General features: G+C 63.4%; 15 protein-coding genes. 11 read left to right on the top strand and 4 right to left on the bottom strand.

What is annotated here, in order from left to right; genetic code table 11:
* The first annotated feature begins 310 nt into the window (after positions 1-310).
* Positions 311-2122 (top strand): PHA/PHB synthase family protein, encoded by a 1812-nt coding sequence (locus BG455_RS10315; RefSeq protein ID WP_084386241.1) that lies wholly within the window; start codon positions 311-313, stop codon positions 2120-2122.
* Between the two features lie 275 nt (positions 2123-2397).
* On the opposite strand, the gene BG455_RS10310 is transcribed toward BG455_RS10315, so the two are convergent.
* On the bottom strand, positions 2398-3528 hold the full coding sequence (locus BG455_RS10310; RefSeq protein ID WP_245735522.1) for a GlxA family transcriptional regulator: 1131 nt from the start codon (positions 3526-3528) through the stop codon (positions 2398-2400).
* A 75-nt stretch (positions 3529-3603) separates the two neighbouring features.
* Between BG455_RS10310 and BG455_RS10305 the strand changes: the two genes are divergently transcribed.
* The 8 genes from BG455_RS10305 to BG455_RS10270 all read left to right on the top strand — a co-directional run bounded on the left by BG455_RS10305 (position 3604) and on the right by BG455_RS10270 (position 10032).
* On the top strand, positions 3604-4602 hold the full coding sequence (locus tag BG455_RS10305; protein WP_071469898.1) for an Ldh family oxidoreductase: 999 nt from the start codon (positions 3604-3606) through the stop codon (positions 4600-4602).
* 154 nt (positions 4603-4756) lie between these two features.
* Positions 4757-5719, top strand: coding sequence for an NAD(P)/FAD-dependent oxidoreductase (locus tag BG455_RS10300; RefSeq protein WP_245735521.1), 963 nt, complete (start codon positions 4757-4759; stop codon positions 5717-5719).
* The gene (locus BG455_RS10295; RefSeq protein WP_071469896.1) at positions 5709-6518 is read left to right on the top strand and encodes a methyltransferase family protein; all 810 of its coding nucleotides are present in this window, start codon (positions 5709-5711) and stop codon (positions 6516-6518) included. The genes BG455_RS10300 and BG455_RS10295 overlap by 11 nt, the downstream gene beginning before the upstream one ends.
* Positions 6505-7218: a bifunctional 2-polyprenyl-6-hydroxyphenol methylase/3-demethylubiquinol 3-O-methyltransferase UbiG gene (ubiG, locus tag BG455_RS10290; RefSeq protein WP_111361244.1), complete on the top strand. Its 714-nt coding sequence runs from the start codon at positions 6505-6507 to the stop codon at positions 7216-7218. Before BG455_RS10295 ends, ubiG begins: the two co-directional genes overlap by 14 nt.
* A 278-nt stretch (positions 7219-7496) precedes the next feature.
* On the top strand, positions 7497-7958 hold the full coding sequence (locus tag BG455_RS10285) for a hypothetical protein (protein WP_071469894.1): 462 nt from the start codon (positions 7497-7499) through the stop codon (positions 7956-7958).
* The gene (gene cbiM, locus BG455_RS10280; protein ID WP_071469893.1) at positions 7945-8568 is read left to right on the top strand and encodes a cobalt transporter CbiM; all 624 of its coding nucleotides are present in this window, start codon (positions 7945-7947) and stop codon (positions 8566-8568) included. Before BG455_RS10285 ends, cbiM begins: the two co-directional genes overlap by 14 nt.
* Positions 8561-9277: an energy-coupling factor transporter transmembrane component T family protein gene (locus BG455_RS10275; RefSeq protein WP_084386240.1), complete on the top strand. Its 717-nt coding sequence runs from the start codon at positions 8561-8563 to the stop codon at positions 9275-9277. Before cbiM ends, BG455_RS10275 begins: the two co-directional genes overlap by 8 nt.
* Positions 9274-10032 carry an energy-coupling factor ABC transporter ATP-binding protein gene (locus tag BG455_RS10270; RefSeq protein ID WP_071469891.1) on the top strand — a complete coding sequence of 253 codons (759 nt, stop codon included), beginning with the start codon at positions 9274-9276 and terminating at the stop codon, positions 10030-10032. The genes BG455_RS10275 and BG455_RS10270 overlap by 4 nt, the downstream gene beginning before the upstream one ends.
* A gap of 128 nt (positions 10033-10160) precedes the next feature.
* Here BG455_RS10270 and BG455_RS10265 read toward each other — a convergent pair whose 3' ends face one another.
* Both BG455_RS10265 and nikR read right to left on the bottom strand, forming a co-directional pair.
* Positions 10161-10688 carry a hypothetical protein gene (locus BG455_RS10265; RefSeq protein ID WP_071469890.1) on the bottom strand — a complete coding sequence of 176 codons (528 nt, stop codon included), beginning with the start codon at positions 10686-10688 and terminating at the stop codon, positions 10161-10163.
* Positions 10689-10939: 251 nt separating this feature from the next.
* A complete protein-coding gene (gene nikR / locus BG455_RS10260) occupies positions 10940-11410 on the bottom strand; it encodes a nickel-responsive transcriptional regulator NikR (RefSeq protein WP_071469889.1) in 471 nt (156 codons plus the stop codon).
* A 164-nt stretch (positions 11411-11574) separates the two neighbouring features.
* On the opposite strand from nikR, the gene BG455_RS10255 reads away from it, so the two are divergent.
* Positions 11575-12408: a 3-oxoadipate:acetyl-CoA acetyltransferase gene (locus BG455_RS10255; RefSeq protein WP_071469888.1), complete on the top strand. Its 834-nt coding sequence runs from the start codon at positions 11575-11577 to the stop codon at positions 12406-12408.
* A 118-nt stretch (positions 12409-12526) separates the two neighbouring features.
* Here BG455_RS10255 and hemE read toward each other — a convergent pair whose 3' ends face one another.
* Positions 12527-13576 (bottom strand): uroporphyrinogen decarboxylase, encoded by a 1050-nt coding sequence (hemE, locus tag BG455_RS10250; protein ID WP_071469887.1) that lies wholly within the window; start codon positions 13574-13576, stop codon positions 12527-12529.
* 107 nt (positions 13577-13683) lie between these two features.
* Here hemE and hemC point away from each other — a divergent pair, with 107 nt between their 5' ends.
* Entirely contained in the window at positions 13684-14640 is a 957-nt protein-coding gene (gene hemC / locus BG455_RS10245) for a hydroxymethylbilane synthase (protein ID WP_071469886.1), read from the top strand.
* Positions 14641-14672 lie beyond the last annotated feature (32 nt).

The raw sequence follows: 14672 nt of genomic DNA, 5'->3' as shown, positions 1-14672 counted from the left end.
GGGCGGGAATGTATCACTCTCGACACGCTTGCGCGCGTCAGACCGATGGCCCCTCTCTCGCTGCGATTTGCGGATATGTCAAGGTCATGTGGGGTCAATGGCTGCGGGTGTGGCGCTCTGGCCAAAGGGGGGTGGGCGCCCCTGTGCCTGTCCCGCGCGGAGTTGACATGGATCAGTGACGCGCGGCTGTTGTCATGGTCAGATATGGCATGACCACTTTGGCATCTCGCCGCCCATGACAGCCCAGCCACGCGGCGGCGCATCTCCGGTTTGCCCGTCCGAATGCCCCCCTCCAGCACAAGGCCACAGCATGACCCCGAAGCCCAAGCGCCCCAAACCCGCACGCGTTGACCTGTCGCCAGCCCCCCCGCCGCGGCCCGTGCCCGCACCCACCCCGCCACAAGGCCCCCGCGATGGCCCGCCCCATGCGCATGCAGCCCTGGACCGCAGCGCCATGGCCAGTCTGGCGCGCATGACTTCGGGCCTGTCGCCCCATGCGATACTGGATGCATGGGGCGATTGGGCGATGCATCTGGGCCGCGCACCGGGCCGCCAGATCGAGTTGATGGAGCGTGCGCAGGAAAACTGGATCAAGCTGGCCCAATTCGCCACTGCCGCAACGCTGGGCCAGACCAAGGACAAACCCTTTGCGCCGGGGCGCTATGATACGCGCTGGTCGCATGCGGGCTGGGACAAACCCCCTTTTGCGGTCTGGCAACAAGGTTTTCTGGGCGCACAGGACTGGTGGCAGGCCGCCACTTCAGATCTGCGCGGGCTGAAACGGCAGAACGCGCAGCGCACAGGCTTCATGATGCGCCAGCTGCTGGACACAGTGTCGCCTGCGAATTTCCCGGCCATAAACCCCGAGATTTTGGAAAAGACATGGGCAACGGGCGCGCGCAACCTTGTTGATGGTGCGCTGCATTTTGCCGATGATGCGCAGCATGTTCTGGCCCATGAACACCGGCCTGTGCCGCAGGAATTTGCCTTGGGCAAGGTGCTGGCCTGCACACCGGGCGAGGTGGTGTACCGCAACGCGCTGATGGAACTGATCCAGTACAGCCCGACCACCGACAAGGTGCAGGCAGAGCCGGTGCTGATCGTGCCTGCATGGATCATGAAATACTATATTCTGGACCTTTCGCCGGAAAACTCGTTGATCCGCTGGCTGGTGGGGCAGGGCTACACGGTGTTTTGCATCTCTTGGCGCAATCCGGGGGCCGAGCATGCGGAATGGTCGCTGGAAGATTACCGCCTTCAGGGCGTCATGCAGGCGCTGGATGTGGTGAATGGCATTGTGCCCGATCAAAAGGTCCATGCGAATGGCTATTGTCTGGGCGGCACCTTGCTGGCGATCACTGCCGCGACAATGGCGCGCGATTGTGACGCGCGGCTGGCCTCTGTCACGCTGATGGCGGCGCAGGTGGATTTCGTTGAAGCGGGCGAATTGCTGCTGTTTCTGGATGAAAGTCAGGTCGCCTATCTGGAAGACATGATGTGGGCGCAAGGCTATCTGGACCGCCCCCAGATGTCGGGCGCATTCGCCGCGATCCGCTCCGAAGACCTGATCTGGTCGCGCGCGGTGCGGCGATATTTTCTGGGAGAGCCGGATTTGCCCACGGATATGAGTGTGTGGGTCAATGACACCACCCGCATGCCCGCGCGGATGCATTCGGAATATCTGCGCGGCGTGTTTCTGGAAAACCGCATCACGGCAGGGCGCTTTGCGGTTGAGGGGCGTGTGATTGCGCTGAAAGATATTGACGCGCCCATGTTCGTTGTCGCCACAGAGACGGACCATATCGCGCCGTGGCGCTCGGTCTACAAGACCGCCTTGTTCACCGATTGCGACATGCATCTGGTGCTGACCAAAGGCGGGCATAATGGCGGCATTCTGTCTGAACCGGGGCATAAGGGGCGGCATTACCGCGTGGGGCACAGACCGCCCGGCGCGCATTATGTCGGCCCCGACAGGTGGCTTGCCACGCATGACCCGGTTGGGGGGTCTTGGTGGCCGGAATGGGCGCGCTGGCTGGAGGATCAAAGCAGCGGCCTTGTGGCCGCGCGAAAGCCTGCGGCAAGCTTGGCTGCGGCACCGGGGGAGTATATTCACCAGAGTTAGCTTTTGGCGCATCATATAGTGTGCCTTGCGTATCTGGTTTGTTTGGGGTGCGGTTAAAACCCGCCTTTCGATTGAGTGCGATTGCGCGGAATCAAGGCGCACAGCGCCGCCGCGCATCGCCGGGCCGCACCGACGACACGGCGATTTGGCTGGCCGATGTGCACAGCTTTGATCTTACGCGGATTTGGCTGGCATAAAGTTATCCAGCATAGATCGGGGATCGCCGCACCGCGGCTCGACGCTGCGCGGCTTGTCTTCTTCTCCGTCCCTAGCTCTTAAACCGATGGCACAGGCCGGTTGTCGCGCACGCGGAAGGTGTTGATCTTGCGCCGTTCCTCGTCTGGCGTCAGGCCATAGGTTTCCAGATAGCGCTGGCGGAAGGGGCTGGCGCTGGCATAGCCGATGGCCTGCGCCACCTCGTTCATGGATTTGTTGGAATACATCACCAGTTGCCGCGCCGCCGCCAGCCGCAGGTTGCGATAATAGACAAGCGGGCTTTTGCCCGTCAGCGTTTTGAACAGCCGTTCCAGATGGCGCGGCGACAGGTCGATCTGCGCGCAGATATCGGCAATGCTGACCGGCTCTGCCAGATTTTCCGACATGATCCGCACCGCGCGGCCTACAGGCTCGGGCAGCATGTCGGATGTGGCGGCGGCGCGCAGCGCGGGGATTTTCTGCCGCTCGCCTGCGCCGCGCACCTGCGGGTGCTGGAACCAGCAGGCCACTTCGGTCATGACCTCGCGCCCAAGGCGCTGGTCAATCAGCATCAGGGCGGCATCGAACGCCGCCGCCGCCCCCGAGACTGTCAGCCGCCGCCCTTGGGCTGCGATCACCTCATCCGTGGTGGGGTGGTCGGGGAATTCATCGGCAAAGGCGCTGGCATAGCACCAATGCACCGAGGTGACATGCCCCTCCAGCAGCCCCGCCCGCGCCAGCGGAAACACCCCCCCACTAACACCCCCCAGAACTGTGCCGTGGCGTGCCAGCGCGCGCAGCGCGCCATTGCCCTGCCGCGGGTTGGCAAACCGCCCATTTGGCGGCGAAAGCAGGACGATATGATCCACCCCCCGCACGCCAGCAAGTTTGGCAGAGGGGTGAAACGCAACTTTCGCGCTGCTTTCCACCGCTGCCCCATCTTCCGAGATCAGCGACCAGCGAAACGCCTCGCGCCCCGAAATCTCGTTTGCGGCCCGCAAGGGTTCAATCATCGAGGTCAGACAGGCCATCGGAAAGCCTGAAAAGATCAGAAACCCCAGATGCAGGCATGCATGCTGACCCGCGCTGTCCGCTTGTTGATGGCCCATCGCCCCTCGCTCCTTCAGGTCGAATATTTCGCGCAGCCCGCTTTGGCTGGTTTGCCTTTGGCACCACAGAACCACGCTGCGGTCGACCCTGTCCAGCCGCATCATTGACTTCGGTATCAGGTGAAAACTATAGGCATTTCAAGCATAAGCGCGAGAGCAGAACACAGGATAGCCGCGATGGATACAGTCCAGATACCCCCGGATGCCGCGATTGCGCTGGTTGTTGCGGCATTTGCAGCGGCAGGCATGCCCGAAAAACTGGCACGCCCCGCCGCACAGGCCTTGGTTCAGGCCGAGCAGGAGGGGCTGCCCTCGCACGGGTTGGCGCGCGCGCCGTTCTATGCAGACCAGATGCGCACCGGCAAGGTTCAGGCCCAAGCCGAACCTGTTATCACGCGCGATGGTGCAGTGCTGCGGGTTGATGCCGGATACGGGCTGGCCTTTGCCGCAATCGCGGCAGGCGCACAGGCGGCGCGCGCTGTCGCACGGGAACTGGGCGTGGCGGTTGTGTCGGTCACGCATTCGCATCATTTTGGTGTGGCAGGGCAGGCGGTCGAACCCTTTGCGCGAGAGGGGTTGATCGCCATGGCGCTTGCCAATGCGCCCGCAGCAATGGCCCCTTGGGGCGGCAATCGCCCGCTCTATGGCACCAATCCCATCGCATTCGCGGCCCCGCGCGCAAGCGGTGCGCCGCTGGTGATTGACCTGTCACTTAGCCATGTGGCGCGCGGCAAGGTAATGCTGGCGCAAAAAGCAGGCACACCTATTCCCGAAGGCTGGGCAATGGATGTGGCAGGCAACCCGACAACCGATGCCGACGCTGCGATGGCGGGCACAATGGTCCCTTCTGGCGGGGCCAAGGGCGCCGCACTTGCGCTGATGGTCGAATTGCTGACAGCGGGGCTGGCGGGCGCGAATTTCGCCTATCAGGCCAGTTCGCTGTTTGATGACAAAGGCCCTGCGCCCGATCTGGCGCATTTCATCCTTGTGCTGGACCCCGCACGCTTTGCGCCCGGCTTCACCGACCGCGCCGAGGCGATGTTTGCCGCGATTGAGGGGCAGGAGGGCGCGCGCCTGCCCGGTGCCCGCCGCATGGCCGAGCGTGCGGCCCGTGCAACCATGATCGCGCTGCCACGCCCTTTGCATGACACACTGACAGCGCTGGCCCGTGGCTAGGCCAAAGCGCGCCCATCCAAGGCTTGGCCCCTTCTGGCGATGGGGGTGTCACGCGCTGGCGGCTGGACCGAGGTACAGGGCATTATCGGTTTGAAAGCGCCGTGGCGCGCGTTAACTCCCGCCATGCGGGTAGGTGGTCCATCAGGGGAATATGGTGCAGGGCGATAAGTTACATTCAGATGTGCTGGTCATCGGGGCGGGCATGGCAGGGATCACCTGCGCGCGCGCCCTTGCCGGTGCGGGGCAATCGGTTATGGTTCTGGACAAGGGGCGCGGCATTGGCGGGCGCATCGCCACGCGGCGCGTTGCCTTGCCTGCGGGCGAGGTCAGCTTCGATCACGGCGCGCAATATGTGAACCCGCGCGATGCAGGCTTTGCGCGCGAACTGGAACAGGCCGGTGCGGCGCTGTGGCAAGACGGGGCCGATGCGCCCCATCTGGTGGGCGCGCCGGGTATGACAGCGCTGGCGCGGGCCATGGCGGCGGGGCTGGATATCCGGCAAAGCTGCGAGGTGACAGCACTGGTGCAGGCAAGGGACGGCTGGCAGGTTTCAACGGCGCAAGGGGTGTTTTTGGCCCCGCGCGTCATCGTCACCATCCCTGCGCCCCAAGTGGCGGGCCTGCTGGGTGCGGATCACCCGCTTGTGGAGGGTGTGGCCGCCCTGCGGATGCAGCCCTGCCTGACCCTGATGGCCGCTTTCCCGCCCGACAGCCCGCGCCCGTTCATGCACAGATACGACACAGCCCACCCTCTGGCATGGATCGCGCAGAATAGTAGCAAACCGGCGCGCAGCGCTGTGGCAACCACATGGGTTGCGCAGGCGGGCGCGGACTGGTCTGCCGCGCATCTGGAACTGACGCCCGACCAGATTGCGGCGGAACTGCTGCCGCTATTATGCGATGCGATAGGGGCCGACCCCCGTCATGCAACCTATGCCAGCGCGCATCGCTGGCGCTATGCGCGGGTGGCGCAGCCCTTGGGCCAGCCGTTCCTGCATTCTGCCGATCGCAGCCTGTATCTGGGCGGTGACTGGTGCCTTGGCGCGCGGGTCGAGGATGCTTGGGCCAGCGGGCGCGCGATTGCTCGCGCTATCTTGGGCCAAGCCCATGTGGGATGACCCGCGCGTCACTGGCCTGTTGCGTCTGATCCGCGCCGCCGCGCGCCCGCCCGCAGGGGCGGGGCGCATTGCACTGGCGCTGGTGCTGGGGCTGACCACGCATCTGGTCTTCGCGCTGGCCGTGCTGGCCATGATCGTGGCCATGTTCTTTGGCTTAAGCGAAAGCTTCGGGCAGGTGCCGCAGCCCTATGCCTGGGCGGCGAATATCGCGCTGATCGCGCAATTCCCGCTGGCGCATTCGCTGTTTCTGACAGCCAAAGGCAGCCGCCTGCTGGCGCGGCTGGTTCCCGGCCCGCATGGGGCCACGCTGGCAACCACGACCTATGCGCTGATCGCGTCCTTGCAATTGCTGGCGTTATTCGCGCTCTGGACACCATCCGGCATTGTCTGGTGGCGCGCAGAGGGGGTGGCCTTTGTGCTTGTCTGCGCAGCTTATGGCGCGTCATGGCTGATCTTGCTGAAAGCCAGTTTCGATGCGGGGGCCGAAGTGCAATCGGGCGCGCTGGGCTGGATGTCGCTGATGGGGCGCATCGCCCCGCGCTTTCCCGACATGCCCACGCGCGGGCTGTTCCGCCTGATCCGCCAGCCGATCTATGTGGCTTTTGCCCTGACGCTGTGGACCGTGCCTGTCTGGACACCGGACCAGTTGCTTCTGGCCATCAGCTATACTGCCTATTGTCTGCTGGCCCCACGCCTGAAAGAACGCCGCTTCGCTGCCCGCTATGGCGACAGGTTTGCCCAGTATCGCGCCCGCACCCCCTATGCCCTGCCAAGGATTCCGTCCAATGACCCGAAATGACCTGACAATCTATGACAAGGTGGCCGATCACTGGTGGTCGGACGAGATACGCTGGGTGCGGACGCTGAAAGCCATGGTGCCGGGGCGGCTGTCATGGTTCGATCGCCAGATCGACTGGGCGGGCAAGCGCGTGCTGGATCTGGGCTGCGCGGGCGGCTTCATGGCCGAGGCACTGGCCGCGCGCGGCGCGCAAGTGACTGGCATTGACCCCGCCGCGCAGGCAGTGGAGGCCGCGCGCGCCCATGCCGCGCAGATGGGCCATGATATCCGCTATGATGTGGGCGTGGGCGAAGCGCTGCCCTACGAACCGGAAAGTTTCGATGCGGTGGTCTGCGTCGATGTGCTGGAACATGTGCAGGACTTGCCCCTTGTCATGTCCGAGGTGGCGCGCGTGCTGGTCCCTGACGGGATGTTCCTGTTCGACACGATCAACCGCAACCCGCTTGCGCGTCTGGTGACCATTACCATGGCCGAAGATGTGCTGCGCATTCTGCCCAAAGGCACGCATGACCCCGCCATGTTCATCAAACCGGCAGAGTTGCGCGCGGCGCTGACAGCGGCAGGGCTGGAACCGGGGCCACTGACAGGGCTTGGCCCGCGCGGCATAAACTTGCGCGGCGATCTGAAATTCGGCCGCCTGCCGCTGACATCGATCCTGTATATGGGCACGGCGAGGAATACGGGCAGCCGCGCGGGGTGAAGTGCGGCGGGCTTTGAGATTCGTAGTTTGCCCAGTTTTCGGTCATATTTTCATTTAGCGCAAAATATTCAGGCATATAGCGCTAGCTTGAAATGTGCAGCATGTCCTGCCTGCGCCATTGCGCGGCGTTGGTTTCAGGCGGAAATTTCAGGTTTTTCATATACATGAGCTTTGGAAGCGCTGGTTTCAAAGGCTCGAATGCCCCGCTTGACGCCTCGCCCCGCGCGGGTATGACAAATTCATAGAAACATCATACCCTCGGCAATAGGACATCTTTCATGCACCGGCTTGCTGCCTGTTTTGGCCTTGTCCTGACGCTGGGTATCAGCGCCCCGATGGCCGCGCATAGCCACGCCGCGGTGATCGAGGTTGAAACCGCCCAAGCCATCCGCCTGCATGCCCGCTATGACACAGGCGCGCCGATGGCCCATGCGCAGGTCATCATCTACGCCCCCGATGCACCGACTGAAGTCTGGGGACAGGGCGTCGCGGATCGTGATGGCCGGTTCGAGTTCATCCCCGATGCCATAGCAGGGGCTTGGGCGGTGCAGATGCGGCAGGCGGGGCATGGGGTGACCACATCGGTCGAGATTGGCGGGGCTGCCCCTGCCAGCCTAGCGCGTGCCCCCGCGCAGACATGGACCCAACGCGCGCTGATGGTGGCGCTGGTCGCGTGGGGGGCGCTGGGAACGGGCCTGTATATCCGCGCGCGCAAAGGGGGAAGCGATGCATCTGCCTGATGGTATTGTTCCGGTGCAGATGGCGCTGGCGGGCTATGGCGGCGCGGGGCTGCTGGCCGCGGTGGCGCTGTCGCGCATCAAGCAGATGGCAGACCCGTCCGCCGCTATCCCGCGCGCGGCCATGCTGACAACTGTGTTCTTCGCGGCCTCTCTGGTGGCAATACCTGTGCCGCCTGCCTCGGTGCATCTGGTGCTGGCGGGGCTGTTGGGGGTGATGCTGGGCTGGTTCGCCGTGCCTGCCATTCTGGTGGGCCTGTTTTTGCAAGCGGTGCTGTTCGGGCATGGCGGGCTGACCACGTTGGGGCTGAATGGGCTGATCCTTGGGCTGCCTGCGCTGCTCTCCTTTGGCATCTGGCAGGTGGGGGGCACGCGCTGGCCTGATCTCGCCGCGCTCTGCGCGGGCTGTGGCGCGGTTCTGGCCGCTGTTGCGATTTTCGCGGGCCTTGTGCTGGCGGGCCTGCCGGTGGCGCTGGACCCTGCGGCAGAACGGGCAGCGCTTCAGGCCTTCGCCTTGGCGCATATCCCCCTGATGCTGGCCGAGGGGGTGATTGTGGTGGCTGTCTTGCGCGTCTTGCGCCGCGCCGCGCCGTACTTGCTGTCTTATGGCTAGGGCGGTCGCCACCCCAGTGTCCGCGCGTGCGCGGCTGGTTGCCGCTTTCGTGCTGGCATTCGGCTTTGCCGCTGTGCAAACCCTTGACACCCTGCTTGCGCTGGGGGCCATCGCCGCTGTGGCGGTGTTAGCCGCTGGCCTGTCATGGCGCGAATTGGCGCGGCTTCGGGGCGCTGTGGTGCTGGCCTGCGGGTTTATGGTGGTTTTGCCGATGATCGCGGGCGAGACAGTGTTTGCCCGCATCGGCCCGCTTACTCTGTATCTGGAGGGGGCGCAGGCAGGCGCGCTGATTGCCGCGCGCTTGCTGGCCATTGTTGCGCTGACGCTGGCGCTGCTCTCTCCAGTGCCGGTGCTGCAACTGGTTGCCGCCATGCGCGCGCTGGGCGTGCCTGCGCTGATGGCCGATCTCGCGTTGCTGACATTGCGCTATATGGACGAGGTCGCGGCGCAACTGGCCCGCGCACGCCTTGCGAGACGGTTGCGCGGGGGCAGATCGGGGTGGCGGGCCTTGCCCGAACATGCGCTGCTGCTGGCCACCAGCCTGATCCGCGCGCAGGCGCGGTCCGAACAGCTCTGGGCGGCAATGCGTTTGCGCGGCTATAGTTCAGGGCTGGCGGCCCCTGCGCCGCCGCTGCTTGCGCGCGATTGGGGTTTCATGGCGGGCGCGCTGGTGCTGGCGCTGTTTGTCCTGTGGCTGGACCGCTTATGAGCCTGCTGGAACTCGACACTGTGTCAGTGGGCTGGCCGGGGCAGGGGCCGGTGCTGGAAGATGTAAGTTTCACGCTGGAGCGGGGCGCGCGTGTGGGGCTGGTGGGGCCGAATGGCGCGGGCAAGACCAGCCTGTTTCACACGATTGCGGGCATTCTGCCCCCCCAAAGCGGCGCGTTGCGCCTCTCGGGCCAGCCTGTGCGCAAAGGCCAGTTCCAACCGGATGTGGCGCTGGTGTTCCAACAGGCCGATGACCAGCTGTTTTGCCCCACCCTGATCGAGGATGTCGCCTTTGGCGCGCGCAATCTGGGCCTGCCCGCGCCCGAGGTGGCAGCCCGTGTCGCGGATGCTTTGGACGCTTGCGGGCTAAGCGGGCTGGAGGATCGGCCCGTCACCCAGTTGTCCGGTGGCGAAAAGCGCCGCGCCTGCATCGCGGGGGCGCTGGTGATGCAGCCCGCGCTGATGCTGCTGGACGAACCCTCTGCCGCGCTGGACCTGCGCAGCCGCCGCCGCCTGATCACGCTGCTGGCAGGCATGGAGCAGGCGATGCTGATTGCCAGCCATGATCTGGAACTGCTGCTGGACCTGTGCCCGCGCGTGATCGTGCTGGACGCAGGGCGCATCTGCGCCGATGGCCCTGCGCGCGAGGTGTTGGGCAATGCGGCGTTGATGGCCGCGCATGGGCAAGAGGTTCCGCATTCCCTGACACCGCATGACGCGGCCAGCCACGGTCACAGTCCGCAAGCCACGGCCTAGGTGGTGCGGTGTGTCCATCTGATGCCGTTTATGGCCGTTTCATATGAGCGATGCCTTGGGCGCGTGCCGCGTGCGGCTTCGTTGGTATGAGCGCTTTGCCGACGCAAGCAATCACAACTAGAAAACAGCTATAGTGGCCAGGTTCGATCTGTTAGCCGCTCTTTTTTCACGTAGTGAGCGCGATTATAAAGTGAACTGACAAGACTTGCAGTTACCATACCAAATCGCTGTTTCGGGTCATCCACACGTGACTTGTGCCCATTTTCAAGTGCGTCGAGGGTGGACATTCCTACCTTTAGCGCACTAGCCCAACTTTTGATTTTATCATTGTCGAATGAACACATTACGCTGTGCGCAAAAGCATTACGTATTTTCCGAACCAACTCGATATCTCTGAATTCTTCGGCTGATATTAGCCCGAGCGCTCGGCTAGCCGAAGCCTTTGATGAAAGTGTAGATAGTGGGGCGTTTGGATCGTCAAACAGTTTCTTTGTCGCCGAGTCAGCCAAGAAAAAGCCCCGCAGAACCTCTTCGAGCATTTCCTCGATCAATGAAGCTGCGACAAGGGCGCGCCCCCTTTCGGTCTCACCCTTAGTCGCATTTAGAAATGTGTGCAGGCGTTCATAGAAAGGATCGTCCAGACCGCGTTTTCCCATCTTTGCCCTCTTTGTCGATTGAAAGTTTGCAAGAATCTATCTGGAAAAAATCCTATACCATCTGATAACCAAAGCAACAGACTGGTCAAACTTCTGATCTCTCTGGATTTATGCACAGATGTATCGAACGTCCGCTCCGTCCGCAGACCGCCCTTCGCGCATCCGCTGCACCTGCATCTCTGCCTGTCTCGCCAATGCAGACACCCGCGCAAAAGCCAGAGACACAGCGAATCCTATATCACGGCCGAAGCCTAAAAGCTGTCTTTCACATGCAGATGCTCATGGTGGTCTGCGCCGTGGCCATGGTCATGGGTGTGCACGCGCGCTTCAATCGGGATCAGGAACAGATTGCCATGCAGGACGCCGCGCTGGCCCAGAACGCCATCGGCATAGGCGCGCAAAGCCGCGACAGGGCCGCGCAGAATGGCGGTTTCCAGACATGTGTCATGGTCCAGATGGACATGGCTTGTGGTGATGCTCAGCGTATGGTGGTCATGGTGATGGTGCATCAGACGGCTGGCCAGATCGCGGGTGTGATGGTCATAGACATAAGACAGAACACCCATCGCCGTGCCGGTCTGCGCAGGGGCGGCGGTGTCGCGCAGGGCTGTGCGCAGCAGGTCGCGCACGGCCTCAGAGCGGTTGTCATAGCGCCTGTCCGCAACATGGCGGTCCAATTCCGTGCATAACGGGCCGGGCAAGGTGATTGTGACACGTTGCACGCGCAGTTTCCTTTCTCAGAGGCCGTCTTTGCAAAACCCAGCTTGCGTGGTGTAGTCTTGCACAAGCCTGTATCCTGCCGCAAGGTTTTGCAGGCACATCAGCATGCACGCGCACCAGAACGCGGCATATGCAAGCCGTAGACAGTCTGGAAGGAAGAATGCCCATGACCACCCCCTGCATCATCGCGGTCGCCATCACAGGCTCGGTGCCGACCAAGGCCAATAATCCGGCTGTGCCGATCACAGTGGCCGAGCAGATTGAAAGCACGCAGGCCGCTTTTGAGGCAGGCGCCAGCATCGCGCATTGTCATGTTCGCAATGACGATGAAACGCCCTCATCCGACCCAGAGAAATTCGCCCGCCTGAAAGAGGGGCTGGAGAAACATTGCCCCGGCATGATCATCCAGTTCTCGACAGGGGGGCGGTCCGGGGCGGGGCAGGCGCGGGGCGGCATGCTGCCGCTGCGCCCTGACATGGCATCGCTCTCGGTCGGGTCCAACAATTTCCCGACCCGCGTCTATGAGAATCCGCCCGATCTGGTGGACTGGCTGGCAGTAGAGATGCAAAAATATGATGTCATGCCGGAAATCGAGGCGTTTGACCTGAGCCATATCATTCAGGCTGCGAAAATGGCCGATGACGGGCGTTTGAAGCGCCCTCTCTATGTGCAATTCGTGATGGGGGTGAAAAACGCCATGATCGCGGATGAACGGATACTGGATATCTATATCGAAACGCTGGCCCGCTTTGCGCCGGATGCGCTGTGGTGCGCGGCGGGGATTGGACCCAACCAGATCGTGGTCAATGACTGGGCGATTGCGCGTGGCGGGCATACCCGCACGGGGCTGGAGGATAATATGCGGCTGGACCGCGACCGCCTTGCGCCGTCCAATGCGGCATTGGTCGCGCGCACCGCCGAGATATGCGCGACATATGACCGTCCCGTAGCCAGCTGGCAGCAGGCGCGCGCCATTCTGGGGCTGCGCGCACCGAAGTGACCCCCGCGCCACGCAAACCCGGCCGCAGAGCCGGGTTCTCTATGCTGGCCTCAAGGCACCGCCCGCGAGGTCCCGGGTCAAGCCCGGGACGGCCGCGCGCCCGTTGTGCGCAGTCAGCTTATTCGCGGAAGTTACGCACTGTCTCGATCATCAGGGCCACATTCTCGGGGTCTGCATCAGGGGTGATGCCATGACCGAGGTTGAAGATATGCGGCCCGTTGCGGAAAGCGCGCACAACACGTTCGGTCGCATCGACCAGCGCCTGCCCGCCTGTCACCATATGGCTGGAGGCCAGATTGCCCTGCACACAACCATCCACCTGCACATGCTCTGCCGCCCATTCGGGGGTGATCGAATTGTCCAGCGCCACGCAATCGGCCCCTGTCGCTTTGCCAAAACCGATATAGCCGTCCCCTGCCTCGCGCGGGAAGGCGATGACGGGAATGCCGGGATGGCGGGCTTTCAGCGCGGCCGTGATCTGGCGCGCGGGTTCCAGCGAATATTTCAGGAACGCGTCACCCTTCAACGAGCCTGCCCAGCTGTCAAAGATTTTCACCACTTCGGCCCCTGCATCGATCTGCATGGACAGATATTCGATTGTCGCCACCGTGATCCGGTTGATCAGCGCATCAAACGCCTCTGGCGCGGCTTCGCGCATGGCATGGGCGGGCGCTTGGTCCGGCGTGCCGCGACCGGCGATCATATAGGTGGCCACAGTCCATGGCGCACCGGCAAAGCCGATCAATGTCGTCTCGGCGGGCAATTCGCGCGACAGGATTTTCACGGTTTCATACACCGGCGACAGCGTGTCGTGAATCGCCTCCACAGGTTTCAGCGCCTCGACCCCTGCCATGTCATTGAGCGTGGACAGGCGTGGCCCCTCGCCGGTGACAAACCACAAATCCGCCCCCAGCGCCTGCGGGATCAGCAGGATATCGGCAAACAGAATCGCGGCATCGAACCCGTAGCGGCGAATGGGCTGCAAGGTCACTTCGGCGGCCAGTTCGGGGTTATAGCACAGAGACAGGAAATCGCCTGCCTGCGCGCGCGTGGCCTTGTATTCAGGCAGGTAACGCCCCGCCTGACGCATCATCCAGATGGGGGGTGTGGGCAGTGTTTCGCCCGCAAGGGCGCGCAAAATGGTCTTTGTGGGGGCAGTCGCAGTCATATGGCTCTCTCCTTGGTCTTGTTCTCGTCCCAAGACAGGCGCGCAATGTCAAGTCTGCGATACACTCTGCGCTTGTCAGAGGCGCAGAGCACGGCTAATCAGGGCATATGACACACAGCTACCCGACCCCCGACCAGCCCCTGAAGATCGGCACACGCGGCTCTCCGCTGGCCTTGGCACAGGCCCATGAGACCCGCGCGCGCCTGATGGCGGCCCATGACCTGCCAGAGGCGGCGTTCGAGATTGTGGTCATCAAGACCACAGGCGATGACCGCACGCTGATAGATGCCGACCGCCCGCTAAAGGAAATCGGCAACAAGGGGCTGTTCACCAAGGAAATCGAAGAGGCGATGATCGAGGGGCGCATCGACATTGCCGTCCATTCGATGAAGGACATGCCGACCGTGCAACCCGACGGGCTGCTGCTGGATTGCTACCTTCCGCGCGAAGACACGCGCGATGCTTTCATCTCGCGCCATGTCAAAACCCTGGCCGATCTGGCACCGGGGCAGGTTGTCGGCACCTCCAGCCTGCGCCGCCGCGCGCAGCTGCTCAGCCGCCGCCCCGACCTGAACGTGGTCGAATTTCGTGGCAATGTGCAGACACGGCTGAAAAAGCTGGATGATGGCGTGGCCGATTGCACCTTTCTGGCCATGGCCGGGCTGCACCGCCTGAACATGGTCGATGTCGCCCAATCCGCCATCGCGCCCGAAGACATGCTGCCCGCCATCGCCCAAGGGGCCATCGGGATTGAACGGCGCGCAGATGACGCGCGCATGGCCGAAATGCTGGCCCCGCTGAACGACCTTGCCACAACCCAGCGTCTGGCCGCCGAGCGTGCCTTTCTCGCAGCCCTTGACGGGTCATGCGAAACCCCGATTGCCGGCCTTGCCGTGATCGAGGGGGGTGAAATCTGGCTGCGCGGCGAGATCCTGCGCCCTGACGGGTCAGAGCGCCTGTCCGAGGAAGGCCGCGCGCCGATAGCAGATGGTGCCGATCTGGGCCGCGACCTGGCCGCCAAACTGCGCGCCCGCGCGCCCGCGGATTTCTTTTCCTGGCTGTGATACTGGCAACCCCCGCCCTGCCCCCTTATCTG

Origin of the sequence: Roseinatronobacter thiooxidans, assembly GCF_001870675.1 — a bacterium.
GTDB lineage: Bacteria > Pseudomonadota > Alphaproteobacteria > Rhodobacterales > Rhodobacteraceae > Roseinatronobacter > Roseinatronobacter thiooxidans.
The sequence above is the reverse complement of the archived record's forward strand: the minus strand, read 5'-3'. Positions and strand labels throughout refer to the sequence as shown.